Here is a 25,539-nt window from a genome sequence, read left to right as displayed (position 1 = left end):
CCCCCACCCGGAGACTCTATACCAGCTACCACATTGGGAGCCAAAAGTTAGGCATAATCGCGGCCGGCAAGGGGTCCGGTGAGGCTTCCTGAGGTATCCAATGACCGATCCGTTCGATCTCAACCGCTTTGTCCAGGCCCAGGACCCGGTCTATCGCGACGTCCAGGGCGAGTTGGCCCGGGGCCGGAAGCAGACTCACTGGATGTGGTTCATCTTCCCGCAGGTCGCAGGCCTCGGCTTCAGCGCCATGTCGCAGCGCTATGCCATAGGCTCCCGCGCGGAGGCCGAGGCCTACCTCGCCCATCCCGTCCTCGGGGTGCGCCTGATCGAATGCACGAGGCTCGTGCTCGCCGTTCAGGGGCGGACCATCAACGCAATCCTGGGCGCGCCGGATGATGCGAAATTCCGCTCGTCGATGACGCTGTTCGGTGCGGTATCCCATGAGCCCGTCTTCGATCAGGCGATCGCCCGATATTTCGCGGGCGAACGCGACGGCGCCACGCTGAAGATCCTCGCCAAGCTTGACCGGGCATCCGGCTGAGTTGCGCGGCCACCAGCGTAAACCCGGGATTAACATCGCCTGCCTATCTTTCGTGCACAATAATTCTCCCGCGCCAATTGCCGGACAGATCATGAAAATCGGTACGCTCCTGACCACCGCCATCGTCTCGCTCTCGACCGTCGGCGGCGGCCTCGCCGTCTACGTCGCCGTGACGAAATATCAGACGATGGAGCGGATCAGCGAGGCGCAAGGTCGCCTGGCGATCGTCCGCGCTGCCAGCGACATCCCGCGCTATCTCAATCCCGAGCGCGGCTTTTCCACCAACATCCTGTACGGCCCCGCCACGATCGATCCTGCGCTGCTCGCCGAGCAGGAGAAGCTGCGCAAGCAGACCGACGGAGCCCGCGACAGGATGAACGCGCTGCGCAAGGAGCTGCCCGGCTCCTTCGACGACGGCAGCACCATCGGCAGCAACATCGACGGCATCAATGCGAAATTCACCGCGCTACGCGAGGCCATCGACAAGGCGCTCGCGGGGCCTGCGGAGGCGCGCAAGGACGCCGCCAAGAAGATCGTCGCCGACAATGCCGTGCTCAACAGCGGCGTGACCGCGCTGCTCAACGAGCAGGTCCGCCGCATGGCGATTCTCAACGGCGACGCCTACCGGCAGGCCAGCTACGCCAACATCGCGATGACGCTGCGCGACGTCGGCGGCTTCAATTCCAGCCTGCACAAGAATCTCGTTGGCGGCAAGAAGCCGGCGACCGACGCCGAGAAGGCCGAGATCAGCCGCTCGCAAGGCCGCAACGATCAGATCGTGATGGCGCTGCAGGAATTGCGCGGCAATCCCGCCACTCCGGCGAACGTCGCCGCTGCACTGGAGAAGTTCAACGCGATCTATGTCGAGGATTTCGGCCGCGAGCTCAAGCTGGTGAAGGACGGCGCGGTCAGCGGCAAGTACGAGCACGACATGGACACCTATTACGCTGCCACGCAGCGCGGCCTCGGCACCATCATCGGCGTCCGCGACGCCTTCTACGACAACGCCGAAGAGATCCTCGCCGGCGCGTCTTCGGGCGCGCGCACCAGCTTCACCATCGCGCTTGCAGGCCTTGCCGCCGTGCTGATCGCGAGCGCCGGTCTCATCGTGACTGTGCTCCGCCGCGTCTGCGCGCCGATCGTCAGCCTGACCACGCGGATGTCGCGGCTCGCCGACGGCGAAGTTGCGGAAAGCATCCCCGGCGCCGAGCGCTCCGACGAGATCGGGGCGATGGCCGCCGCCGTCCAGGTGTTCAAGGACAACATGATCCGGGCCGACCGGCTTGCGGCCGAGAAGCAGGCCGAGAACGACGGCAAGATGCGCCGCGCCCAGGCGCTCGACGACCTCACCCGCGCCTTCGAGGCCAAGATTACCGAGCTCGTCGGCGGCCTCTCGCGGGCCTCCTCCACGATGGAGACCACCGCGCAGTCGATGACGTCGACGGCGGCCCAGACCAACAGCCAGGCCGCCATCGTCGCCGCTGCCTCCGAACAGACCTCGACCAATGTGCAGACGGTTGCCAGCGCCACCGAGGAGCTGACCTCCTCGATCTCGGAGATCGGCCGTCAGGTCGCGCAATCCACCGAGATTGCCGCCCGCGCCGTCGACAATGCTCGCCGCACCGGCGATACCGCGCGCGCGCTCGCAGAGGGCGCGCAGAAGATCGGCGACGTCGTCACGCTGATCCAGAGCATCGCCGAGCAGACCAACCTGCTCGCACTGAACGCGACCATCGAGGCAGCCCGTGCGGGCGATGCCGGCCGCGGCTTTGCGGTGGTTGCTTCCGAAGTGAAGTCACTGGCCGGCCAGACCGCCAAGGCCACGACTGAAATTTCCGAGCAGATCACGGCGATCCAGTCCGCGAGCGACCAGACCGTGGCCGCGATCCGCAACGTCGCCGACGTCATCGCCGAGATCGACCAGATCGGCATCGCGATCGCGGCTGCGATCGAGGAACAGGGCTCGGCGACCAAGGAGATTGCCCGCAGCGTCCAGGAGGCCGCGCGCGGCACCCAGGAGGTCAACAGCAACATCTCCGGCGTGCAGCGCGCCGCCGACGACACGGGAGCCGCCGCCAGGGAGGTACTGGGCGCCGCCGAGCAGCTCTCAACCCAGTCGCGCGATCTCGCCGGCCAGTTCGACCGCTTCCTCGGCGAGGTCAGGGCGGCGTAAAGAGGCTCAATAAGGCGGCGCCTTGCGCGCCCGCTGTGCTTTCGCCGCCTCGATCCACCACAGCAAATCGTCGGCAAAGCGCGGGAACGAGCGCTCCAGGGCCTTGCCGCCGTCGCCGATCGGTTCGGCGTCGGCCGATAGCGTCTGCGCGATCGGGCCGACGCCGATGGTACTCGACACCACCACCATGCCCATTTCCGACAGCGTGCCGTGCCAGGCGGTCGCGGCGCGTGCGCCGGACAGTCGGCCGGCGGAATAGCTCGCGATCGCGGCCGGGCGCCAGAACCACTCTTCGAGGAAATGGTCGGTCAGGTTCTTCAGGCCGGGCTGGATGCCCCAATTGTACTCGCCAGTAACAAAAACAAATCCGTCGGCGCCGCGGATCTGTCCGGCCAGCTTCTCGAGCGCCTCGGGCGCCGAGCCCTCGGGATATTCCTTGTACATGCGGTCGAGCATCGGCAGGCCGATTGCCTTGGCGTCGATGAATTCGACGTCCTCGCCGCGGCTGCGCAGACGATTGATGACGAAATTCGCAAGGCGGATGCCCATGCGGTCGGAACGGTAGGAACCGTAAAGGACGAGAATGCGATTGCTCATGGTCGAACGGTAGCACGAAACCGGCGTTCGGCCCTACTCGATTTGTCAGATTATCGCCCGCGTCCGCGCTCCAGCGTTTGCGATGGCGTCTCGCCGAACTGGTCACGGTAGCTTCGGGAAAAATCGCTGAGATGCCAGAAGCCGAAGGCGAGCGCCACGGCCTTGACGCTGTCCGCCCCGGCGAGCAGACGCCTGCGGACCAGCCATAGCCGGCGCAGCCGCAAATAGCGGTGCAGGCTCATGCCGCGATAGCGCCTGACCACGTCATGCATGGTGCGGACGGACAGGCCGAGCTTGCGCGCAATCTCCTCGCTGTAGATCGGCTGTGAGAGATCGTCGGACAGCAGCGCGCGGATTTCCTGGAACATCTTGAAGTGCCGCTCGTCATTGGGCAGCGCGGTCCATCGCGCGCGGACCACACTCTCGAATGCGCCGTCAACGGCCGCAAGCAGGGATTCTTTCATTGCGGCTGCCTTGAGCGGCACGTCTGATGCGTCGATGGGCTCTGACGCCGCGACCAACACCTCGCGAACCACGCTGCGCAATCGGGCGAGGCTCGCGGCGCTCGTTTCGAAAATCTGGAAGCTCAGGGTTACTCGTGGCCAGCCGCGGTCCGTCACCTCCGGCCTGAACATCACCGAGGCAATTTGCCGCTGCACCTCCTCGATGCTCGTGTAGGCGGCTCCGCCGCTGCCAATGACGACGACTGGGCGCGCGCGCTGCGCGCCATTGAATCGAATAGGGACATCGAGGTCGTCCATCGTGAACCCGATCGCCGTGCAACTCTCGACGAGTTGTCCGTCAACCACGCGCGGAAATGCGCGCGTCAAATTTACGTCGCAACCGGGCAGCGACAAAATGGTCTGCTCAGCAGAAATCCTTCGTACGAAAGGCGTGAACTCGAAATCCAGGCCTCGTATGGCGTTCCGAAATTCGTCGACGTCTGAAAAGCGAAATATTTTTGGTGCCAACCTTGGCACGTCATCGATGCTGTTCATGGCAATATGGAATGCAACGTCGCAACCGACGCACATCCGGCAACTGTGCCGGTTCGCTTCTCCCTTTGATTCGCCGTTGGACCTGATGAGTAAAGCCTAACGGGTCCTGTTCAGTTGAGAAGAGTCCAAGTGAAAGGACAAGTCGAAGGCGTCAAATCTTGCCAAATTTCGATAGCATTTTCCCGGAACTGCGGCGGTGCATTAATACCCCGACATTTAATTTCTAAAATCAAAAATTAAGAATTTTGAGGCGCAATAACGTTCGTTAAATTGTCAAAGTTATTTCGATTCAGGCTCCTGCCATGATGGCAAATTCGCCTGCTGATATTTTGGTCGAGTTGGAAGATGCGGTCGCCTCCTGTCCGCTGGACCGCTGCGCTCGGATCCTTGCGGGCATTGTGCAATTGCTCACCGGCAGTCGCCACCGGCGTCAGGAGCTGCTTGCCAATGTGGTCGACGGCGTTTTGCTGCGCTTGGCGGATCGCGTCGACACCAGTGCGCTAATTCAGCTCAGCACCGCGCTTGCCGAACTCAATGTGGCCCCGCCGAAGACCTCATTGCGTCTTGCCGCACACCACGATCCGGACATCGCGTGCTCTATCCTGCTCAAATCGCAGACCCTCTCCAGGGTCGATCTCGAGACGATCGCCGCCTCGGGCGGCGAACGGCAACAATGCGCCATCGCCGCCCGCGAGCGCATCGAGCCGCCGCTGACCGAGGCGCTGATCAAGAGCGGCAGCCGCGCCGTCTACCTTGCGTTGATCGGTAATCCCGGGGCCAAGCTCTCGGAGGCCGCCTATTCCACGCTGATCGCCCGGGCCGGGCAGGACGACGAGATCACGAAGGCGCTCGCGCTCAGGCCAGATACGCCCGAGCTCATCGTGCGAAAACTGCTGTCCGCCTCCAACGGCCAGGAAAGGCCGGCGAAGCTCAACGCCTCGTCAACGCCGCCGCACAACGCGACATCGAGCGCAACTGCCACCTTGGCACCGCCCAAGCTGCCCTGCCAGGCGGCCTATGCGAGCGCGAGGCCGGAGATCGTTGCCCTCAACCGCGTCGGCAAGCTCAACGATTCCACCGTCAACCGCTTCGCGATCCGTGGCGAGACCGCCAATCTCTTCACGGCGCTGTCGGTGCTCTCAGGGGCGCCGCTCGACATCATCGAGCACGTCATGGCCGATGAGGATTGCGAGGGTCTGGTCATGGCCTGCCGTGCTTCGCGGCTGAATTGGCAGACCACGCTGGCCATCCTGAGCAACCGCAGTGGTCGACGGCTTTCCTTTGCCGAGCGCGAACGCGCGCAACGGATCTTCGACACGCTGCTTCTGTCGACCAGCCAATGGACGGTGCGCTGGGGGGAAATCACCGCAAACGCCAAGACAAACGATAGGGCACATCGCAGCGCAAGATTGGGGGACAAGCAATGAGATTCGATGGCCGCAAGGCGGGGCGCGTTCGGATGGATCACCGGCAGCCCGTCAACCTGATGGGCTCAGACGGCACTTGGCGGCGCAGCTGTGTTCTGCTCGACGTATCGCAGACAGGTGCGAAGGTCGAGGTCGAGGGTACGCTGGACGTGCTCCAGGCCAAGGAATTCTTCATGCTGCTGTCGTCGACGGGGCTCGCCTTTCGGCGCTGCGAACTGGTCTGGATCGATGGCACCACCGCCGGGCTCCACTTCGTCACCGCAGGCGGCAAGAAGAAGCCGGCGAGCGCGCCGGCAACCGCTACACGGAATTCCGCCGAAAGCAAATAAGCCGAGAATTCATCCCGCACATTGGACCCCACGACATCGAAGGTCAAACCGTGCTGAACCCGCGAACCACGCTCAGGCCGCTCGATCGTGACATCCGGGATACCAAGGCGGCCCGCCCCTTCGTGCATGTGCTGGCCGACACGTCCGACAAGCTGGCGCGTGTCTGCTCGATTCTCGAGGAGCGTTTCGCCATCGCGGGCGAACGGCTCGACGCCGAGGCCAAGCTGTCGCAGGTTCCGTTCGCCATCGTCATCCGCGCAGAGCTTCGCGACCTCGACAACATCGCGGCCATCAAGAAACGGGCCGGCAAATTGGCCAAAGCGAAGAAGCGGATCTTCCTCATCGAGGACACGTCTCACATCGGCGTTTCGCAAGCCTATGCGCTTGGAGCGACGCTCGTCCTGCCCGGCACGATCAGCCGGGCCAAATTGCTGTTGGCGCTGGCTGATCCGGCCGATCCGTCCTCTGCCTCGTCAGGCGAGACTGCACAGTTTGACGACGCGGTTGAGATCGGGGCAACCGCGTTCGCCTCGATGTTCACGGCGGTCACCCTCGACCAACCGCTCGACGTGGACGGCACCAAGGAAGCCGGCCGCCAGATTGCCGATCGCATCACTGAGCATGGTCTGTCGGAATGGCTCACGACGGTGCGGCGCCATCACGAAGGAACCTATCAGCACTGCCTGATCGTGACCGGAGTCGCCATCGACTTCGGCCTGAGCCTCGGCGTCGGAAGAGCCGATCTGGAGCGCCTCTACTCGGCGGCCATGTTCCACGACATCGGCAAGGCGCAGATCCCGCTCGCCATCCTCGACAAGCCGGGTCGTCTCGATTCCGAGGAGCGCGCCCTGATCGAGACCCACCCGGCCGCTGGCTACGAGTTTCTGAAGGGGCACGCCGAGATTTCGCCGGAGATCCTCGATGCCGTGCGTCATCATCACGAATATCTCGACGGGAGCGGGTATCCGGATGCCCTCTGCGCCGAAACCATTGGCGACATCGTGCGAATTCTCACGATTTCCGACATCTTCGCAGCGCTCATCGAGCACCGGCATTACAAGCCGACCATGCCGCGCGTGGAAGCCTACGACATACTGCGCGGGATGGCCGGAAAGCTGGAAAAGGCGCTGGTGACCGCGTTCAAGCCGGTCGCGCTCACGAGGTGAGCGCGTCGACGGCGCCGCGAACCGGCTAGTGCGTCGCGCGATATTTGGCGCGGTGCGGAATAGAGCGGCAGGCCAGCCCGTCAGCCAGCAGCTTCATGTCCTCGTGCTTGCCGCTGCGGATCAGCCGGCCAAACTCTTCGGGTGTGAAAGGAAGACTTGGATCATCATCGATCGGGCGCCGCACTCGCGGACCGAAGAACCATCGAACCAGGCTAGCCAGCCGCCGCATCTCAATTCCCTCGCGCCAGCAACAAACCTCTCAGTCTGCATATTGTTCCTCCCGCCCCTTCGAGATTGCAAGAGCTTGCCAGCGACTCCGCACCAAAAAAATTTTCACCAGAGAACAATCTCCTCTTCATCGTGCTAATCGGCAAAACCCACGTACCGCACGAACTCCTCGTTTAGTTCGCGGTCCGAGCGAACGGCATTCGCGGCAAAGCCGTCGTCGGGATAGCCCATCGCGACGCAGGTCATGATCACCTCGTCCTGCGGAATCTTCGCGACCTCGCGCACGATGTCGGAGCGCATGATGCCTTGTCCGTTGATCACCGAACCGAGGCCGCGATCCCACGCCGCGAGCACGATGCCGTAGCAGAGCGCGCCGAGATCGAAATGGCAGACCGCGCCGGGATCGAGCACGCGGTCGTAGGTCAAGACCAGCGAGACCGGCGCGTCGAACTGGCGGAAGCCGCGCAGCACCCAGTCCTGGCGCATCGGCTTGTCGTCGCGCGCGATCCCCATCGCGCCGAACAGCTTCTTGGCGATGTCGACCTGCCGCGTGCGATGCACGCCCTGGTACTCGCCATGGCTGACGATGTCGCGCTTGACCTTGGCGCCGGCGATCATCTCCTCCATGTTGCGGCGGCGCACCTCCTCCAGCGGGCTGCCGGTGAGCACGTGGACATGCCAGGGCTGGGTGTTCATCGATGACGGCGCGCGCTTGGCGCTCTCGATGATCGCCTCGATCACCGCGCGCGGCACCGGCTCGTTCCTGAAGCCGCGCACGCTGCGGCGCGACTGGACCAGCGTTTCGAATTCCACCTCAAGACCTCCCTGCCCGTTCGTCCGGCGTTGCGCGAGAACCGCCGGTTGCCGATGCGGCGCGCAAAATCTATGCTAACCCGCAAGCAAGACCAAGAACCCTGGAGGACCTGTCATGGCCGCGCCGCTCGATCCCGTGATCGCCGAGATCATTCCGCTCATGCCGATGCGCGATCCCGCGGTCATGACGCCACAGAGCGCCCGTGATTCCTTGCGCGCACTGGCTGCCTCGCGCGCGGCCATCCCGCCACCGCCCGTCGACAGCGTACAGGATATCGAGGTGAAAGGCGGCGCCGGCCCGCTCGATGCACGCGTCTATCGGGTCGGCACCACGCCCGCTCCGACCGTGGTGTTCTTCCATGGCGGCGGCTGGGTCGCGGGCGATCTGGAAACTCACGACCGGCAGGCGCGCAACCTCGCGATCGAGACCGGGGCGGTCGTCGTCTCCGTCGACTATCGCCGCCCGCCCGAGACGCGCTTTCCCGGCGCCTTCGAGGACGCCTTTGCCGCGGTGAGTGACATCTTCAACCGCGTCGCGGAATTTGGCGGCGATGCAAAGCGCTTCGGCGTTGCCGGCGACAGCGCCGGCGGCAATCTCGCGGCGACCACCGCGATCGCGTGCCGTGACGCCGGCATCAAGCTCGCCGCGCAATTGCTGGTCTATCCCGTGACCGACGTCCTCGGCAGCTATGCGGATGCGCGCGAGAACGCGCGCTATCCCTCGCGCGCCGAGAATGCCGACGGCTACTTCCTCTCCCGCGCCGTGATGGAATGGTTTTGCGGCCATTATCTCGCCGATGCCGGCCATGCGTCGGACTGGCGAGTCTCACCACTGCGCGCGGCATCCCTTGCCGGCGTCGCGCCGGCGGTCGTGACCACCGCCTGGTTCGATCCGCTGCGCGACGAAGGCGCGGCCTATGCGCGGGCACTGGAGGCCGCCGGCGTCCGCGTCAAGCACCATGAGGGCCCAGGCCTGATCCACGGCTATTTCGGCATGGGCGACGCCTCAGACGTCGCGCGCGCCGAGGCGCAGCGTGCACGCGCCGACTTCAAGGCCCTGCTCGCGCGGGGCGTATGAGATCGCTAAATGCTCCGCGCCCGCTGCGCGTCGGTGTGCCCCCACGTCTCGTCCCAATCCTGACCGGCGGCATCGACGACACGGCCGTCGGCTTCGAAGAACTTGTTCGGCACCTGGAAGATCGCCAGGATCAAGGCCCCGTCCGGGCACCAGGCGGCGTGCCGGCTGCCCGCCTCGCGCCAGATGAATTCCCCGGCCTTGCAGGCGATCCCCTTGGCCGGCCCTTCCTTGTCGACGAGCGCGCCCTCAATGACGTAGCTCTGCTCGATGCCGACATGCTCGTGATCGGGCAGCACCGATCCCGGCGCAAAGCGCATCAACGCGGTCATCAGACCGCTGCTGCGATCGAACAGCAGTGTCTTGGCCTCGCAACCTGGAAACCGCGTCTTTTGCCAGTCCATCTCTTGCGGCTGAACCAGGTGAGAATGCCGGTCGGCGGCTTCCCAGTCTATCGGGATCACGGCGTCCATCACGATGCTCCCTCTCTATCTCAACCGTCCGAAGCTAGCAGGATCGCCCGGCCTGGTCAGCGAGCAGTGCAATAAGTGGGGGCGTTTGCCGATCGCGCCCGAAAAATCGGCAGGCCGAACCGACTACGCCCGCTCATCCTGCTTGATTGCGCCACGATTCCCGGCTCCAATCCTCCTGCCATTTCTGGTTTAGGGAGACACCCATGATGAAGCGGATTTTCCTGGCGGCGATCGTTGCCACCTTTGCAGCGGGCTCGGCCTTCGCGCAAGAAACGTGCGAGAGCAAAGCGATCGGCAAGGACGGCAAGCCCCTGGCCGGTGCCGCCAAGACCTCGTTCCTGAAGAAGTGCAAGGCCGACGCCTGCGCGCCCAAGGCCGTCGGCTCCGACGGCAAGCCGCTCGCCGGCGCCGCCAAGAACAGCTTTATGAAGAAGTGCGAGACCAGCGCGTAGTGGCGCGTATTGCAAGAAGCTCGTGCCCCGGACGCAGCGCAGCGCTCTCAGCGATGCGCTGCAGAGCCGGGGCCCATGTTTCCACACGCAGTCCGAGAGATCGGTTCCGGCTGAGCGGCGCGTCACTGCGTGCCGCACCGCGTCCGGGACATGAGCCTCGCGACTAGTTCGCTGCCTCACTCCCGCTTGAACTTGTAATCAAACGCCCCATCCAGCGGCTTGATCAGTCCGGCCGTCGGCGCCGGAAAGTGCACCGGCAGGATCAACGTGTCGGTGTCCGCAACCGAAGCGAAGAACTTTCGCCGCGACACCGCCGACTGCTTCGGATCCCAATCCGGCTTCGCCGACCAGTCCGGTTCGCGGCACTGGATCTGATGATGCATGAGATCGCCAGCGACCACCGCGCGCTGGCCCTTCGAGACAATGTTGACGCAGCAATGACAGGGCGAATGCCCCGGCGTCGGCGTCAGCGTCACGGTGTCGTCGAGCGCGTAGTCGTCATCGACCAATAGCGCCTGTCCCGCTTCGACGATCGGCAGGCAATTGTCGCGAAACACGGTGCCGGGCGGGTTGTTTCCCTTGGCGTGCTCGGCCTCCCAGGCCGCGTACTCGCGCTTGTGGAAGACGTACTTCGCGTTCGGGAACGTCGGCACCCAGCGCCCATCGCGCAAGGTGGTATTCCAGCCGGTGTGGTCGATATGCAGATGCGTGCAGAACACGTAGTTGATCTGCTCGAAGCCGATGCCGAGCGCGAACAATTCGTTGCGCCAGCGCTCCTTGCCGGGAAAATCAAACGGCGGCGGATGGCCCTTGTCCTCGCCGGTACAGGTGTCGACCAAAATCGTGTAGCGCGGCGTGCGGACCACGAAGGTCTGGTAGGTGATCACCATCATGCCGCGCGCGGCGTCGAACACCTCCGGCTCCATCGTCGGCAGATGACGGGCGAACACGCCCTCGTCATAGGCCGGGAAGAAATCCTGCGGCCGCCGCCATGGCCCTTCCCGCTCGATCACCGCATCGATGGTGATGTCGCCGATCCGCAGTTGCTTCATGGTTTTTCGCTCCCTTTTTGCGAAAGGGTAGCGAGAGCGGCAGAGATCTTCAAGTAAGCGAGTTCATTGAAACTCTCTCGATTTGGTTGTAGCCCGGATGGAGCGAAGCGTAATCCGGGAAAGCTCCTCGCATGGTCCGCTATCGTCGCAATTTCGTCCCGGCCGGGACCTTCTTCTTCACCGCAACGCTGGATGATCGACGATCATCCGTGCTGATCGACCATGTCGACAAACTACGCGGCGCATTCCGCATGACGCGCGTCGAACGACCATTCGAGATCGACGCGATCGTGATCCTGCCGGATCACCTCCACGTCATCATGACGCTCCCGAACGATGACGCTGATTTCTCCGGGAGATGGCGACGTATCAAAAGCCTGTTCACTCACCGGCTCGCAGCTTCCGGCGCCCCAATCTCCCGCAACCATCGCGGCGAGTTCGCCCTATGGCAGCGGCGATTTTGGGAGCACACAATTCGCAACGATGCTGATTTCGAGCGCTGCGCCGGCTACATCCACTTTAATCCAGTCAAGCACGGCCTTGTCTCATCGCCGACAGATTGGCCCTATTCTTCGCTCCATCGCTACGTCCGCGCTGGCTTGCTACCCGCCGACTGGGGCGGCACCGGCGAGATAGACGGCAACTTCGGTGAACGCGGAGAGTGATCCCGGATTACGCTGACGCTCCATCCGGGCTACGAACGATATCAAGCGGCCTCTTGTAGCCTGGATGGAGCGAAGCGCAATCCGGGGCACAATAACCACACCGTGCGACCGCGCGCGTGGCACGAACCCCGGATTGCGCTGCCGCTCCATCCGGACTACCGCCCACCTACGACCGCAACCCCGGCGCCTCCTGCCCCGTGCGCGCGACATACTCCGTGTAGCCGCCGCCATACTGGTGGATGCCCTCCGGCGTCAGTTCCAGCACGCGGTTCGACAGCGTCGCCAAGAAATGCCGGTCATGCGAGACGAACAGCATGGTGCCCTCGAAATCCGACAGCGCCGTGATCAGCATCTCCTTGGTGGCGAGGTCGAGATGGTTGGTCGGCTCGTCCAGCACCAAAAAGTTCGGCGGATCGAACAGCATCTTGGCCATCACCAGGCGCGCCTTCTCGCCGCCCGACAGCACCCGGCAGCGCTTCTCGACGTCGTCGCCGGAGAAGCCGAAGCAGCCGGCGAGCGCACGCAAGGAGCCCTGCCCCGCGGTCGGAAACGCGTCTTCCAGCGACTGGAACACGGTGCGTTCGCCGTCGAGCAAATCCATCGCGTGCTGGGCGAAATAGCCCATCTTGACGCTGCCCCCGAGCGCCACCGTGCCCTCGTCCGGCTCGCTCGCACCGGCAATGAGCTTGAGCAAGGTCGATTTGCCGGCGCCGTTGATGCCCATCACGCACCAGCGCTCGCGGCGGCGGATCATGAAATCGAAGCCGTCATAGATGCGCTTATTGCCGTAGCCCTTGTGGACATTCTTCAGCGCGACGACATCCTCGCCCGAGCGCGGCGCCGGCGGGAAGTCGAACGCGACGCTCTGGCGGCGGCGCGGCGGCTCGACCCGCTCGATCTTGTCGAGCTTCTTGACCCGGCTCTGCACCTGGGCCGCATGCGAGGCGCGCGCCTTGAAGCGCTCGATGAACTTGATCTCCTTGGCGAGCATGGCCTGCTGGCGCTCGAACTGGGCCTGCTGCTGCTTCTCGTTCTGCGCCCGCTGCTGCTCGTAGAATTCGTAATCGCCGGTGTAGGTGGTGAGCGAGCCGCTATCGATCTCGATCACTTTGGAGATCACGCGGTTGATGAACTCGCGGTCGTGCGAGGTCATCAGCAGCGTGCCTTCGTAATCGTGCAGGAATTTTTCCAGCCAGATCAGGCTTTCGAGATCGAGATGGTTGCTCGGCTCGTCGAGCAGCATCACGTCGGGGCGCATCAGGAGGATGCGGGCCAGCGCCACGCGCATCTTCCAGCCACCGGAGAGCTTGCCGACGTCGCCGTCCATCATCTCCTGGCTGAAGCCGAGGCCTGACAGCGCTTCGCGCGCACGGCCGTCGAGCGCGTAGCCGTCGAGTTCCTCGAAGCGATGCTGCACCTCGCCGTAGCGGGCGATGATCTCGTCCATCGCGTCGGCCTTGTCGGGATCGGCCATCGCGGCCTCGAGCTCGCGCAGCTCGGCCGCGACCTCGCTCACAGGACCTGCGCCATTCATCACCTCGGCCACGGCGCTGCGGCCGCTCATCTCGCCGACGTCCTGGTTGAAATAGCCGATCGTGATGCCGCGATCGGTCGAGACCTGGCCCTCGTCGGGCAGTTCCTCGCCGGCAATCATCCGGAACAATGTGGTCTTGCCGGCGCCGTTCGGACCGACAAGGCCGATCTTCTCACCCTTGTTGAGGGCCGCGGAGGCTTCGATGAACAGGATCTGGTGGCCGGCTTGCTTGCTGACGTTGTCGAGGCGGATCATGGGGTCATTTGGGGGATTTTTGCGTTGCAGCGTCATAGGCTATGCGAGCCGTCAGGGGAAGCCCGGCGGGGCCCGGATTCAGTCCTACCGGATGCCAATTCGATCGTTTCACCCCGCAGCTTAGGGCTCGTGGTCCTCGACGGTCTGCATCATTGCGATCTCATGGTTGGGAGCGGAGGTGATCAGCTCGCCTAGCGCGTCGATTGTGCGGAGATGCGCAATCGGTGCGCAACACGACCGAGCACCGAAGCATTCGAAACTGATGCGAAGCCAAAAGCGAAATTCATTTCATTCAGGCGCGCCGCCGGAACCTAATTAACTGCCAACAAACGACAAATTTAGTTATTTCCGATAATCATGATGACTCCATCATAAAATACAAAAATATGTTGGGGAAAACATGGGAGGTTTGGAATGGAAGCTGCCCGCCGCTTTCGCGCAATGGCGTCACTTTGCCGGCAGACTGCCGCGCTTCATCCTGACAGAAGCTGGAAACTGCTCGCAGAGGCAGAGTACTGGGAGCATCTGGCGACTGCAGCTTTAGCCCACTGACTTCGGCCTAGCGAATATTCACTTCCTTGGTCTTTTCGTCGACTTCTTGGTTCAAATCATATTCTGAGGCAGGGATGTCCAGTACTGGTCAGGTTTATACTTGCGCTGTCCTGCGCGAACGTGTGCAAGCGATTGTGGCGGGGCTTCGAGAAGTGGAGACGCTTCGAAGCAGGCTCCGAAACGCAGAAGCGAGAACAATCGGCCGAAGACGGCGTGCCAAAGTGGGCCGCAGAGCAAGAGCCGTTTGAGGGCGCCCGGTCACCTAAATATCGACCCGCATTGGGCTCACTCGCACGTCTTCGACGTGTGCCATCAACGGAACATCGCGAGCTCAGCGCGCATTGAAGGACCATCAGAATACGCTCGATGGAGGCCCTCATGATTGGGACAACGCGGAACGAAACAAGGCTGACCAATTTGGCGACAGCGTGCGCGGCCCTGGCTCTCGTGCTCGCCACGGTTCCGGCAACGGCGCAGGAGACCGGACGACCGAGAGTCGGCACGCTCACGTGCAACATATCGCCCGGAGTCGGCATGATCGTTGCTGGACAACGGCAGTTGAGCTGCATCTATGCATCGGCGAGAGGCAGGGCGCGCGAGGCTTACGAAGGCACCGTCAGCACGCTTGGTCTCGATATAGGAGCCACGTCCGGCGGTCAGCTCGTTTGGGCTGTTTATGCTCCGACCGCGGTTCGCCACGCCGCGTTGGCCGGAACCTATGCCGGCGCGACCGCCGGCGGCACAGTTGGTGCCGGAGTTGGCGCCAACCTCCTGGTGGGCGGCTCGGATCGCACGATCGCCTTGCAGCCGGTATCCGTCCAGGCGCAAACAGGTATGAACATCGCAGCAGGCATATCGAGAATGGAATTGCGGCCGGCCGCTGCGCCTTTGCGCCGCAGATGACCGCCGTCGTCGGCGAATTGAAGTAGAAATGGCGCTTGTCGGTGAGTCCGGGTCCGCAGTGGCCACCGGTGCCCTCAGGGAAGTTGAACCGCTCGTTCCTGCGCGCAATGGCGGAGGATTGATTAAAATTCGCTCGCCCCGGAACGGTCGAGAAATGCCCACGTTTGCTCGCGTAGGATCGCACCTGTGACGGAGGGCATAGGATCCGACCTCACCAACAACAACGATGGAGCAACTAATGGCCAATCCACGCCAGGAGGAAAAGTCTACCCAAAGCCCTGAGGACACAATCCGCCGCGCTGCCGAGAGGACCGCGGAGCAGACCAGACGGATCGGCCTAGCTACCGCTGAGGCCGGCGAAGAGGTCGCCCAAGCCAGCAGCCATCTAATGCAACAAAATGCCGAGATGCTGCAAAACACTTGGCGCTTCGGTGTCGACATGGCCACCGCGATGATGGGCCGCTCGACTGATCAGCTTGGTCGCACGTTCGGTTTGACGGGCAATGAAGCACAGCGGGCAACGGAACGCTCGGTCCGCAACGCCGAAGCCATCATGTACTCTACGACCGCAGTCGCCAAAGGAATGAATGGCGTGTCACGCGAGTACTTTGATTTCGTTCGACAGCAGATCGATCGGACCATGGATCGCATGAACGAACTCTGGCGCTGCCGAACTCCTCACGATTTGGCGGCCGTGCAGACTGATCTGATGCGCGACACGATCAGTAGCGCCCTGGACACCAGCCGCCGGATGGCGGACATGTCTCTGAAGGTGGCTGACGATGCCGGAAACCATATAACCCAGAGTATCGAACGCATGCGGCACGCAGCCTAGCGCGCTGGCATAATCATGGCGCACGTGCGCGGCTGAACCTCAGCCGCTCACCGCGCCGCTAAACCTGACGGCCTTGTTCTCTCGCAGAGCTGAGGGCAGAAACAATGAGGGCCCCGACGTATTGGACGCGTCGGGGCCCAACTCACTGCGGTCAGTCGCAGATGCGGCGGCGAACCACAATATCCTCACCGAACCGGTTGATCCGGTGTTCGACGATGGTGCGGCAACCGCCGTAGTATTCGTTACCGTAGTCACGGTAGTATCGGTCCGGGCCGACATAGACGCCGCCGGGACCGATGCCAAACTCAACAGCGTTTGCTGTTGTTACCGCTCCCGCAGCTAGAGCAGCCACTGCGGCGAGCGCGAGGATCGTTCGCTTCATTTGGCACTCCTCTCGCAAGTGACGGAGCATTGGGCCAACGATCGGGCCGGAGATTGGTTTCGTGACAATGAGCGGGGACCAATGCAGAAAATCGTCGTTCCACTATGAACAGCACGTTCACGAAGGAACGCAGGATCAACGCAGAAGCAAATCTGGTCCGCCATGTCTCAACGAACGGACCTCCGTTAGACGACGGGTTGCTTCGCTGATGGACCAAACCCGCGTGGCCTTTGTGCCACGGCTGGGGGCGATGCACGCCGACAACTGTGCGATCGCCTCCCCCATCAAGACCGGACCGGCTGCCCGATTCCAAGAAGATTGCCTTCGCTGTCGCGGAACCACGCGCCTCGCTCACCGATACCCTTGCTGGCGTAATTCCCGGCTATCTCGGCGATCCCCTCAACGGTCTTCAGACCGGGCAGGTCGTATTCCTCGAACTTGACTCCCCGCGCGCGAAGCTCGCACACCGTTGCCTCGATATCCTCAACTTCCCAGCCCATCTGCGTGTGCGTGCCGGATTGCACTCCGGCCGAGATGAATATCGCAAACTCGCCACTTGCGCAGATGTAGCGCAGTCCACCTTCGCGTTGTTCGACAGGGTCGAGCCCGAGTTTTTCGGAATAGAACGCCCGCGCCCGATCTAGGTCCTTGGCTGGAAGACGGGTGGCCACCTTCGCGTTCGCTAGCATCCTTCTCTCCCTCTGAGTTTAATAAGAGTTGGGCGCGTCGCATCCTCAGTCAAGCCAAAGTCCGCTCAGGGTCCAATCGGCGACATAGAGGCGTCCACTGAACAATCGGTCAGAGCAGCTAACGTTTTAATGATGGGACCGCTCAGGGTGGACATCGCATGGTTGGCACTGTCACGCATCCGTCGTAAAAATGAGCGGGTTGGAGAGCCGGCCATGGTGCAGGAGCGGCCAGCCCGGATCGCGCGCAGGCTGTCGGCGATATTGGCCGCCGACGTGGCCGGCTATTCGCGGCTCATGCACAATGACGAAGAGGCAACGCATGCCAAACTGACTGCGCTTTTGACGGACGCAGTCGGCCCGGCAGTTGCCGACCACGATGGCCGCATCGTTAAGAACACCGGCGATGGCTTCTTGGCGGAATTTCCGAGCGCGGTCGAAGCGGTTCGAGCTGCGGTACAATTTCAGACCCGTGTCAAGGAACTGACAATCGATGATCCAGACGCCAAGCGCATAGTCTTCCGCGTGGGAATTAATATCGGCGATGTGATTGTCGAGCCGAATGACATCTTTGGCGATGGCGTGAATGTCGCGGCGCGGCTTGAAGGCATCGCGAAGGCCGGGGGCATCTGCATATCTTCGGCCGCCTACGATCAAGTCCGTGGCAAGGTCGGGGTCGAGTTCGCCGATCTGGGCGAGCAGAACCTCAAAAATATCGCTCTCCCAGTCCGAGTCTATGCTTCGCAGCTCTCCGATACGCTGCCGGTCATTTCGGGCTTTCCGTTTGTCCAGTGGCCTGCGCATAGCCGGCGAGCTCGGATGGGTCTTACAATGGCGCTTCTCCTGCTCATGGCTGGCGGCGGTCTTGGTTACTGGTACATGCGATGGAATGAGCCACAATTGGTGAAGCATCGTCTATCGATTGTCGTGCTGCCATTCACGAATTTGAGCAACGAACCCGAGCAGGAGTACTTTGCGGAAGGTGTTGCTGATGATCTAAGCTCCGATCTCTCGCGGATCGAGGACAGCTTCGTGATCGCGCCGAGTACAGCCCGTGCCTATAAGAACGTTGACCCAAAGCGCGTTCGCCGCGAACTCGGCGTCCGTTATATCCTCGACGGTAGCTTGCGCCGAACGGAGTCGATTGTCCGGATCAACGCCCGGCTGATCGATACGCGAACCGGCGCCCAGATCTGGTCGGAGAGCGTCGACGGTGAGTGGTCCAAATCGTTGCAGCTTCAGGATGTCATCACGGGTGGATTGGCGCGGCGGCTTGATCTCGAGTTGACTAACCACGAAAGCCGCGACGCGGAGGTCGCGCGGCCCAACAATCCCGACGCGGTCGATCTTACAATGCAGGGCCTGGCCGTGCTCAATCGTCCCTATTCGCGCGAACAGGTAGCCGAGTCGGGTGCCCTCTTCGAGCGCGCACTGCGGATCGACCCCGGCTACCCTAAGGCCCTCGTGGGGTTGGCAGATACTTTGGCAATACAAGTCAATTATCGTTGGACCGATGCACCCGCCGATAAGTTACGGCGCGCTGAGAAAACGGTGGATCAGGTTCTGTCCCAGTTTCCCAGCGACGCAATGGCACATTTTGTAAAGGGCGAGATCCAACGCGCCAAGGGCAGGAATCTCGACGCTGCTGTCAGCGAGTATATGGCCGCAATCGGGATAAATCCTAGTCTCGCCCCGGCTCATGGCGCGCTGGGCGCTGCCAAGATACGTGTTGGCCGATCTGCGGAGGCATTTGCCCCACTCCAAATGGCCATCCAGCTCAGCCCCCGCGATCCGCTCCTAAGCACGTGGTACTTCTACGCCTGTCATGCGCACAGCCATCTCGCTCAATATGATGAAGCGATAGACTGGTGCAGCCGCTCCATTACAGTGAATCCCTTTTGGATTGCCTATGCAGATCTCGCCGCGGCCAACGCATTGACGGGACATGAGCCCGAAGCTCTTGCCGCCGTCGGCGAGCTTCGTCGGCTCATGCCCAACTACACCGTTGCCCTTTGGTTGCAGGATGGGTCTGAGTGGTCTGATAACGTCGTTTTCCTTGCCGAATTTCAGCGCATCGCTGAGGGTCTGCGTAAGGCGGGCCTTCCTGAACGGTGAACGAGCAAAGGACCGAGCCGATCCCCATGCTCGCGGCGTGCCGGATAAGAGCTCGCCGGATCTCGCTCAGGCATATTAGAAGTGGCCCGGAAGTCTGATCCGGGTCCACAACCGGACTACCAATTACCCTGAGGTCCAGAATGCCGTTCCGTCCACGGGGGCGAAAGTGCGGCTGCCTTCTCAAGTTCGTTGTTGGGTGCAGGTTCGTTGGATCGCGCGAAAACAAAACGGGACGTGGCGGCACTTTCCGCTTCGTCCCTCCCGTCTTGGCCGATCAGGATCAATCCAGCTCCGCCATTCGCGACGTTCAGAATAGTCGGTTCGCCGCCCCACGTCTTGATTGGCTTCATTGCGATGGTGAGAAATTCGCCCATAGGCTGGTCCAGATACTGAATCCGCAATTGCGGACCGACCTCCGCGTCGGCGAGCTTGAAGCCGATCTGCATGGCGCGCGCGTAAATAGCAGCCAAAGTCACGGTATCCGTCTTGAACCCAAGCTCGGCTACTCGCACAACGACAAGCTTCACTTCGGCTGCCTTAGAAGCAACGGTGAAGGTCGGTCGAGCGAGGATTTCGGCAGCCGTGCCGCCGACACCGCACCGCATGGCGTCCAGCACGTTACGCAGCGCAACAGAATTGGCAAAGGTGCCGACCCTAATTGTCTTCCACGTCGGAACATCGCGCGCGGACTTGAGCTGTTGGAGCGCATAGGATGGACGCGGCTTGTGCGCCTTCATCTCGTTTTGCAGGACATCGCGAGCTGCACATTGAGCCCACGCATCCTCTGCCAATGAAACGATGCAAGTGGTGCACACTATCGAAGCGATCAGGTGACGACGGTTGCGCCCTGCAGAACGCTGATTGACCGCGCCGCGATCGGCTCGACTTTCCAGAATCGACATGTCGAAAATCGATTTGTTGGTTACGCCTGACCTAAAATGCCCGCCTCCGAGTCAAGGGGAATGTCGGAGGGTAACGCGTCAAGAAACATTGCCCGGCCGACTTTGAAATGGGTCCGGAGGCGGGGCACCAGCTGAAGTATTCCAATTACAAATGGCAGGCGGCAGTCCGTAAGCCTGATCGCGCCCGCACCATCATACCAACGAGGAATGATGTCGTTGAACGATAGCACCGTCATTCCCTTGGTTCAATTCTGATTCAAGGGCACGCTGGCCATCCAGACTTGTTCGACGGCTTTGGGGCAAAGCGTCACTCGGACGATTGGCCGGCCGCTTCCGCTCGATCCCGATGGGCCGACAATTTGACGCTACGCTTGGAGTTCGTATTCGGGCCACAACCTGACCCTGCATGTTATTCGATCACTTCGTCGGCCCGTCGAGCATTATGACGGCTTAAGGCCAGGGGCAAACGTGGTGATTTTGACCGGCACTGGGCTATAGTTCCCAAGGTCAGCTTATGCCGTCCTTTTCGTCAGCCCGTGCGTAGAGGATTTGATCAATGACCAACGGATATTTTGAAGACGTCGAGGTCGGTGACAGCCAGAAGGCTGGGCCCTATTCTGTCTCCAAGGAAGAAATCATTCAGTTCGCCAAGCAGTATGACCCGAGGCCCTTCCATATCGATGAGGCAGCCGCTGCTCGTTCCGTTTTTGGAGGACTGTCGGCATCCGCCGCCCACACGTTCGCGATCTTCATCTCGCTAACTAACGAATTACAGCCTCCGGTATGTGCCATTGCGGGGTTGGGCTATGATGAGTTGCGGCTGCCCAACGCAGTGCGTCCCGGCGACGAACTCTATCTCGAAGCGATCACGTTGGAAAAGCGCGAGTCGAAGTCGAGGCCCGATAGTGGAGTCGTTCGCGGCCAGTTCCGCTTGCGTAACCAAAAAGGCGATACGGTGCTGCAATGCGTCGGCAACGGTCTCGTTGCGAGGCGACCGGACGCGAAAGCATCAACGTAAGCCATTATCGGCTCGGTGTCTGATTTTTGGGTCAATCGCTTCGGTTTGCTCCTCTGCGATGGCTTGCGGTCTACCGCGGCGAGCGGACATCTTCAGTGCCCATCGTGAGGTCTCAAACGGGCCACAGGACATCCGATATGGCAACGCGCGGGATGCGAGGACTTCGGGGCCGTATTCGACTCCAACTTTCTGCAACTTGCCATGTCGGAAAGCGCTAAGCTGGTGCCGCTCATTCTACCGCCTGGTGGTATACCGCTTCTCTGTTCTACCGCTCGGTTGGGGGAGAACGGCTGTGGCCGCAATGCCGTTCCTTCCACGGGGGAGACAAAACGGGACGAGGCGGCACTTTCTGCTTCGTCCCTCCCGTCTTGGCCGATCAGGATTAATCCAGCTACGCCATTCGCGACCGCGCCGCAATCGGTGATCGTCTCGCGATCCGGACAGTGCCGAATAGTCTACGAACAGCACACCCCGCTCGTTTGGATCGGGGGGCATGGAACGGTCCCGTAGGAACAGAAGACGCAGCAGTCGCCCGACTTGGGCTTTAGCCGTAGGCCGCACCTCCTGCAGTCGTAAAAGAACTGGCAGGCATCCGTCGGCATGGTCTCGATCTGTTGATGGCCACACGCCGGACACGTGAGGGTCGACTCTAGCTGCATTTGTTGCCTGCGGTTCAAGCGTTGTCCGAGATCCTCGCGTCATTCTGCCAGCCGCGCGCCGCAGCGGCAACGACGGCAAGCGTGGCCTTGGCGCCGTCGGCCTCGCCCTTCTCGAAGTCGCCCTCGGTCTGCGCCATCGAGTTCGTGACGTGGGCGAAGCAGACGATCGAGTTGCCGCTCGTCGTGCCGAAAGCGTAGAGCGCCGCAGCTTCCATCTCCACGGCGAGCGTCCCCAGCTCGCGCGCTCGCGAGATCGCCGCTTCGGTCTCGCGATAGGGAGCATCCGTCGTCCAGGTCGAACCGCGATGCAGTTTCTCCGGCAGCGATCGGCCCGCCCGCTCGACGCGATCCAGAAGCGACATGTCGGGTGCTGCCGCGAAAGTCGAGCCAGCCAGGTAGTGATAACTCGTCCCCTCGTCGCGCAGCGCGCGGTCGATCAGGACGAAATAGGGAGTAGGTCCGATGGGATTGATCTGGCCCGCCGAGGTGACGCTGACGAGCAGTCGGCAGTTCGACGCGAAGAGCTGCTCGGCGACCAGGACGGCGAAGGGTGCCCCGACCGCGCAGCCGACGATCCCGACCTCGCCGATGTCGTCGAGATCGAAGGCAAGAAGCTCGGTGTGGTAGCAGGCCCAACCTTCATGGATGCGGCCGGCGCCGGTCCGCTTGAGGTGACGAACGACGTCACCATCCGGATCGAGCACGCGGATTTCGGGCACAGCTACGAGCGGCAACTGTCTCTGCCGGCGCGCCTCCCTCAACAGGGATTCAGGCCGGAACACGGAGGGCGCCTTGTGATCCTTTACGCCAACGATCGGCCACGCGGGTTCCGCGCGATGAGGCTTATCATCCATGATGCACCTGATCGACCTGCTTCAAGCAACGGATTCGACCGGCAGGCCGGCGGCCTTCCACTCCGGGTAACCGTCCTCAAGGCGGCGAATGCGATAGCCGCGCGCCCGCAGCGCCGCCACGGCCTCGAACGAAAGAACGCAATAGGGCCCGCGACAATACGCAATCACTTCACGGCCTTGCGGCAACTCGCCCAAACGTCTTTCCAGTTCAGCCAGAGGAATGTTGAGCGCCCCCGGCAGATGGCCCAGCGCGAACTCATCCTCGGGCCGCACATCGAGCAACGTAACCAGATCGTCCCGCAATCGCGCGACCAGGTCGTCGCGCGAGACGGGCTCAAGCGCATCACGGGCTTGGAAGTAATCGGTCACAACACGACCGATCTCGGCGACATTCCGTTCACCGACCCGACCCAGCGCCTTGATCAGCGTCACTACTTCGGCATCGCCAGCGAGGCGATAGAGAATGTGCTTGCCACGACGCTCCGTTTCGACGAGGCGCGCGCGCCTCAGTATCTGCAGATGCCGCGACGTGTTGGCGAATGTCAGATGTGCCCGAGCCGACAGCTCCTCGACGGTGCGTATCCCCTGCGCAAGGTGCTCCAGCAGCTCAAGCCGGTGAGCATGGCCGAGCGCCTGCGCCACCTCGGCAAGGTTTTCATAGATCTCCTGTTTCGGTCCTGAGCTTGACACGGCGGTCCTTCAATATATCATTCAGCAGATTGATTGAATGTATCTAGCGTTTCTCTCGAGGGAGTGCAAGTCCATGATTCTCCGCCAGTTCTTGCATAGCGATCCAGTCGGTATCTCCTACCTTTTCGGCTGCGGCGGCAAAGCTGCCGGCGCGGTCGTTGATCCGGTCGGCGATATTCAGCCCTACCTGCAGGCGGCCGACAATACCGGCATGCGGATCCATTTCGTCATAGACACTCATGTCCATGCCGATCACCTGTCAGCGGGCCGGGCGCTCGCCGCCGCAGCGGGAGCTGAGTACGTGCTCTCGACGGAGGCTGGTGTATCGTTTCCCTACAAGGGTGTGCACGACGGCGAAGTTCTTCCCCTCGGCAACGTGTCGGCGACGGTGATGCACACGCCGGGTCATACGCCCGAGCACATCTGCATCCTTGTTACAGACCAAACACGCGCCAACGAACCCTGGTTCGTCTTCACCGGTCACACGCTCATGGTCGGTGATCTCGGCCGCACCGAACTTGCCGTGAGCGCGGAGGAAGGCGCCAGGCAACTGTTCCGAAGCGTGAGCAGGCTGAAGGAGCTTCCTGACTACGTCGAGGTGCTGCCGGGCGCCTATGCGGGCTCGGTTTGCGGTCGGCGCCTGAGCGGCAAACCATCCTCCGCGATCGGCTTCGAGAAGCGGCACAATCAGGCGTTCAAAATCGAGGATGAAGCCGAGTTTGTTCGGTTCATGGTCGCCGAGATTCCGCCGGCGCCGCCAGAGGCCGCGCGGATCAGGGCGGCAAACTCAGGCATGGCGGCGGCCGCGGCCTGAACTAATGACCGAAGCTGTAACTGGTCCACAGATTGCCTCGTCTGTCCAACTGGGGCTGAAAGAGAACTGGCCGCAGTTCGCATTGCTCGTCCTGATCAACGCCTTCGTCGGCGGGATGGTCGGGATCGAGCGCACGGTCGTGCCGTTGATCGGCTCCGAGGAATTCAGGATCAGTTCGACGACGCTCGTCGTTTCCTTCATCGTCAGCTTCGGCGTCGTGAAGGCTTGCGCCAATCTGATCTCCGGCCAGCTCGCCGACGCCTGGGGACGCAAACGTGTTCTGATCCTCGGCTGGCTCGTCGGCCTGCCGGTGCCGCTCATGATCATGTGGGCGCCGAGCTGGGGATGGGTCATCGCAGCAAACGCCCTTCTCGGCATCAACCAGGGTCTTGCCTGGTCGATGACGGTAATCATGAAAATCGATCTCGTCGGACCGAAGTCGCGGGGACTTGCCGTGGGCCTGAACGAGTTCGCCGGTTATCTCGCGGTAGGCGTGACCGCTTTCCTCACTGGATATCTTGCCTCGAAATACGGACTGCGGCCGGCACCGATCTACCTCGGCGTTGCCTATGCGATCCTAGGCACAGTGCTCTCGATCCTGCTGGTGCGCGACACACGCGAGCACGTTCGGCTGGAGACCGCAGCGCATGCGCGTCAAGCGTCCCCGATCAGCTTCAGGGAGATATTCGTCCTCACATCGTTCGGAGATCGCAATCTATTCGCCGCGTCGCAGGCTGGGCTCGTCAACAATCTGAATGATGGAATGAGCTGGGGCATCTTTCCGCTGTTCTTCGCCTCGTTCGGCCTCCCCGTCGACCGGATCGGCATACTGAAGGCCGTCTATCCGGCCACTTGGGGCATCCTGCAGATCGCCACGGGCTCTCTTTCTGATCGGTGGGGCCGCAAGGGCTTGATCGTGGCCGGCATGTGGGTCCAGGCCGCCGGTCTATTCTTGAGCGCTGCAACAAGCCATTTCGAATGGTGGCTGGTCGGCAGCCTGCTTCTCGGACTTGGTACGGCCATGGTGTACCCGAGCCTGATCGCTGCCGTGTCCGACGCTTCGCATCCAAGCTGGCGCGCACGCTCACTCAGCGTCTATCGCTTCTGGCGCGATCTCGGTTACGCGATCGGGGCGCTATCGGCCGGCATCATCGCCGACCTGTTCGGCATGGCCTGGGCGATCGGAGCGATCGGCGCGCTCACTTTCGTCTCGGGGGCGATAGTATTCGTCGCTATGGAGGTCAGGCCCGGAGCACGAACGTGAGCGAAACCTTTTCAGGACGTTGCCTTTGGGGGGCGGTGCGTTTCGAGGCGCGAGGCCGGCCGAAGGGAATCTTCTGGTGTCACGGCG

At 62.2% G+C, this 25,539-nt stretch carries 27 protein-coding genes; 14 read left to right on the top strand and 13 right to left on the bottom strand.

The genetic code is table 11. The features are described from left to right. The first annotated feature begins 100 nt into the window (after positions 1 to 100). Together LRP30_RS18560 and LRP30_RS18555 are read left to right on the top strand one after the other, a co-directional pair. Entirely contained in the window at positions 101 to 541 is a 441-nt protein-coding gene (locus LRP30_RS18560) for a DUF1810 domain-containing protein (RefSeq protein ID WP_249761295.1), read from the top strand. 91 nt (positions 542 to 632) lie between these two features. Next, the gene (locus LRP30_RS18555) at positions 633 to 2,714 is read left to right on the top strand and encodes a methyl-accepting chemotaxis protein (protein WP_249761294.1); all 2,082 of its coding nucleotides are present in this window, start codon (positions 633 to 635) and stop codon (positions 2,712 to 2,714) included. A 6-nt stretch (positions 2,715 to 2,720) separates the two neighbouring features. Here LRP30_RS18555 and LRP30_RS18550 read toward each other — a convergent pair whose 3' ends face one another. Both LRP30_RS18550 and LRP30_RS18545 read right to left on the bottom strand, forming a co-directional pair. Continuing rightward, positions 2,721 to 3,311, bottom strand: a complete 591-nt coding sequence (locus LRP30_RS18550; RefSeq protein ID WP_249761293.1) for an NAD(P)H-dependent oxidoreductase — start codon at positions 3,309 to 3,311, stop codon at positions 2,721 to 2,723. Positions 3,312 to 3,361: 50 nt separating this feature from the next. Beyond that, positions 3,362 to 4,309 carry an AraC family transcriptional regulator gene (locus tag LRP30_RS18545; RefSeq protein WP_249761292.1) on the bottom strand — a complete coding sequence of 316 codons (948 nt, stop codon included), beginning with the start codon at positions 4,307 to 4,309 and terminating at the stop codon, positions 3,362 to 3,364. A gap of 302 nt (positions 4,310 to 4,611) precedes the next feature. Here LRP30_RS18545 and LRP30_RS18540 point away from each other — a divergent pair, with 302 nt between their 5' ends. From LRP30_RS18540 to LRP30_RS18530, 3 genes are read left to right on the top strand one after another with little or no spacing between them, the layout of a single operon-like run. Further along, positions 4,612 to 5,736, top strand: coding sequence for a DUF2336 domain-containing protein (locus tag LRP30_RS18540; RefSeq protein ID WP_249761291.1), 1,125 nt, complete (start codon positions 4,612 to 4,614; stop codon positions 5,734 to 5,736). After that, positions 5,733 to 6,065, top strand: coding sequence for a PilZ domain-containing protein (locus LRP30_RS18535; RefSeq protein ID WP_249761290.1), 333 nt, complete (start codon positions 5,733 to 5,735; stop codon positions 6,063 to 6,065). Before LRP30_RS18540 ends, LRP30_RS18535 begins: the two co-directional genes overlap by 4 nt. A 50-nt stretch (positions 6,066 to 6,115) precedes the next feature. Beyond that, positions 6,116 to 7,231, top strand: coding sequence for an HD domain-containing phosphohydrolase (locus LRP30_RS18530; RefSeq protein ID WP_249761289.1), 1,116 nt, complete (start codon positions 6,116 to 6,118; stop codon positions 7,229 to 7,231). Positions 7,232 to 7,256: 25 nt separating this feature from the next. On the opposite strand, the gene LRP30_RS18525 is transcribed toward LRP30_RS18530, so the two are convergent. Both LRP30_RS18525 and LRP30_RS18520 read right to left on the bottom strand, forming a co-directional pair. Beyond that, complete coding sequence (locus LRP30_RS18525) at positions 7,257 to 7,460, bottom strand: hypothetical protein (protein ID WP_128934178.1); 204 nt, start codon at positions 7,458 to 7,460, stop codon at positions 7,257 to 7,259. A gap of 134 nt (positions 7,461 to 7,594) precedes the next feature. Continuing rightward, positions 7,595 to 8,272: a nitroreductase gene (locus LRP30_RS18520; protein ID WP_249761288.1), complete on the bottom strand. Its 678-nt coding sequence runs from the start codon at positions 8,270 to 8,272 to the stop codon at positions 7,595 to 7,597. Positions 8,273 to 8,387: 115 nt separating this feature from the next. Here LRP30_RS18520 and LRP30_RS18515 point away from each other — a divergent pair, with 115 nt between their 5' ends. After that, positions 8,388 to 9,350 (top strand): alpha/beta hydrolase, encoded by a 963-nt coding sequence (locus tag LRP30_RS18515; RefSeq protein WP_249761287.1) that lies wholly within the window; start codon positions 8,388 to 8,390, stop codon positions 9,348 to 9,350. Positions 9,351 to 9,355: 5 nt separating this feature from the next. On the opposite strand, the gene LRP30_RS18510 is transcribed toward LRP30_RS18515, so the two are convergent. Further along, positions 9,356 to 9,820 carry a cupin domain-containing protein gene (locus LRP30_RS18510; RefSeq protein WP_249761286.1) on the bottom strand — a complete coding sequence of 155 codons (465 nt, stop codon included), beginning with the start codon at positions 9,818 to 9,820 and terminating at the stop codon, positions 9,356 to 9,358. A 203-nt stretch (positions 9,821 to 10,023) separates the two neighbouring features. Here LRP30_RS18510 and LRP30_RS18505 point away from each other — a divergent pair, with 203 nt between their 5' ends. Next, positions 10,024 to 10,272, top strand: coding sequence for a hypothetical protein (locus LRP30_RS18505; RefSeq protein WP_128934182.1), 249 nt, complete (start codon positions 10,024 to 10,026; stop codon positions 10,270 to 10,272). 176 nt (positions 10,273 to 10,448) lie between these two features. Here LRP30_RS18505 and LRP30_RS18500 read toward each other — a convergent pair whose 3' ends face one another. Beyond that, entirely contained in the window at positions 10,449 to 11,324 is an 876-nt protein-coding gene (locus LRP30_RS18500) for an MBL fold metallo-hydrolase (RefSeq protein WP_249761285.1), read from the bottom strand. Positions 11,325 to 11,455: 131 nt separating this feature from the next. Here LRP30_RS18500 and LRP30_RS18495 point away from each other — a divergent pair, with 131 nt between their 5' ends. Continuing rightward, positions 11,456 to 11,989 (top strand): transposase, encoded by a 534-nt coding sequence (locus tag LRP30_RS18495; protein WP_249761284.1) that lies wholly within the window; start codon positions 11,456 to 11,458, stop codon positions 11,987 to 11,989. 166 nt (positions 11,990 to 12,155) lie between these two features. Here the strand turns inward: LRP30_RS18495 and LRP30_RS18490 are convergent, their stop codons facing one another. After that, on the bottom strand, positions 12,156 to 13,778 hold the full coding sequence (locus LRP30_RS18490) for an ABC-F family ATP-binding cassette domain-containing protein (RefSeq protein ID WP_249761283.1): 1,623 nt from the start codon (positions 13,776 to 13,778) through the stop codon (positions 12,156 to 12,158). Between the two features lie 918 nt (positions 13,779 to 14,696). Between LRP30_RS18490 and LRP30_RS18485 the strand changes: the two genes are divergently transcribed. Beyond that, positions 14,697 to 15,233: a DUF992 domain-containing protein gene (locus LRP30_RS18485; RefSeq protein ID WP_249761282.1), complete on the top strand. Its 537-nt coding sequence runs from the start codon at positions 14,697 to 14,699 to the stop codon at positions 15,231 to 15,233. Between the two features lie 238 nt (positions 15,234 to 15,471). Continuing rightward, positions 15,472 to 16,068, top strand: coding sequence for a phasin family protein (locus tag LRP30_RS18480; RefSeq protein WP_249761281.1), 597 nt, complete (start codon positions 15,472 to 15,474; stop codon positions 16,066 to 16,068). A 151-nt stretch (positions 16,069 to 16,219) separates the two neighbouring features. Here LRP30_RS18480 and LRP30_RS18475 read toward each other — a convergent pair whose 3' ends face one another. After that, complete coding sequence (locus LRP30_RS18475; RefSeq protein WP_128934188.1) at positions 16,220 to 16,450, bottom strand: hypothetical protein; 231 nt, start codon at positions 16,448 to 16,450, stop codon at positions 16,220 to 16,222. A gap of 284 nt (positions 16,451 to 16,734) precedes the next feature. Continuing rightward, entirely contained in the window at positions 16,735 to 17,139 is a 405-nt protein-coding gene (locus LRP30_RS18470) for a VOC family protein (RefSeq protein ID WP_091892982.1), read from the bottom strand. Between the two features lie 147 nt (positions 17,140 to 17,286). Here LRP30_RS18470 and LRP30_RS18465 point away from each other — a divergent pair, with 147 nt between their 5' ends. Further along, positions 17,287 to 19,251 (top strand): adenylate/guanylate cyclase domain-containing protein, encoded by a 1,965-nt coding sequence (locus tag LRP30_RS18465; protein ID WP_249761280.1) that lies wholly within the window; start codon positions 17,287 to 17,289, stop codon positions 19,249 to 19,251. Between the two features lie 116 nt (positions 19,252 to 19,367). On the opposite strand, the gene LRP30_RS18460 is transcribed toward LRP30_RS18465, so the two are convergent. Continuing rightward, positions 19,368 to 20,153 carry a hypothetical protein gene (locus tag LRP30_RS18460; RefSeq protein WP_249761279.1) on the bottom strand — a complete coding sequence of 262 codons (786 nt, stop codon included), beginning with the start codon at positions 20,151 to 20,153 and terminating at the stop codon, positions 19,368 to 19,370. Between the two features lie 556 nt (positions 20,154 to 20,709). Here LRP30_RS18460 and LRP30_RS18455 point away from each other — a divergent pair. After that, positions 20,710 to 21,171, top strand: coding sequence for a MaoC/PaaZ C-terminal domain-containing protein (locus LRP30_RS18455; RefSeq protein ID WP_249761278.1), 462 nt, complete (start codon positions 20,710 to 20,712; stop codon positions 21,169 to 21,171). Positions 21,172 to 21,626: 455 nt separating this feature from the next. On the opposite strand, the gene LRP30_RS18450 is transcribed toward LRP30_RS18455, so the two are convergent. The 3 genes from LRP30_RS18450 to LRP30_RS18440 all read right to left on the bottom strand — a co-directional run bounded on the left by LRP30_RS18450 (position 21,627) and on the right by LRP30_RS18440 (position 23,374). Next, positions 21,627 to 21,830 (bottom strand): GDCCVxC domain-containing (seleno)protein, encoded by a 204-nt coding sequence (locus tag LRP30_RS18450; RefSeq protein WP_128934191.1) that lies wholly within the window; start codon positions 21,828 to 21,830, stop codon positions 21,627 to 21,629. 14 nt (positions 21,831 to 21,844) lie between these two features. Then, positions 21,845 to 22,564 (bottom strand): nucleoside phosphorylase, encoded by a 720-nt coding sequence (locus LRP30_RS18445; RefSeq protein ID WP_346016221.1) that lies wholly within the window; start codon positions 22,562 to 22,564, stop codon positions 21,845 to 21,847. 141 nt (positions 22,565 to 22,705) lie between these two features. Continuing rightward, complete coding sequence (locus tag LRP30_RS18440; protein WP_128934193.1) at positions 22,706 to 23,374, bottom strand: metalloregulator ArsR/SmtB family transcription factor; 669 nt, start codon at positions 23,372 to 23,374, stop codon at positions 22,706 to 22,708. 73 nt (positions 23,375 to 23,447) lie between these two features. On the opposite strand from LRP30_RS18440, the gene LRP30_RS18435 reads away from it, so the two are divergent. Further along, positions 23,448 to 24,188 (top strand): MBL fold metallo-hydrolase, encoded by a 741-nt coding sequence (locus LRP30_RS18435; protein ID WP_249761276.1) that lies wholly within the window; start codon positions 23,448 to 23,450, stop codon positions 24,186 to 24,188. A 4-nt stretch (positions 24,189 to 24,192) separates the two neighbouring features. After that, complete coding sequence (locus LRP30_RS18430; RefSeq protein WP_249761275.1) at positions 24,193 to 25,452, top strand: MFS transporter; 1,260 nt, start codon at positions 24,193 to 24,195, stop codon at positions 25,450 to 25,452. Positions 25,453 to 25,539 lie beyond the last annotated feature (87 nt).

The sequence above is a fragment of the Bradyrhizobium sp. C-145 genome, assembly GCF_023375135.1.
GTDB classification, from domain to species: Bacteria; Pseudomonadota; Alphaproteobacteria; order Rhizobiales; family Xanthobacteraceae; genus Bradyrhizobium; species Bradyrhizobium zhanjiangense.
This window is presented reverse-complemented; position numbering and strand designations above follow the sequence as displayed.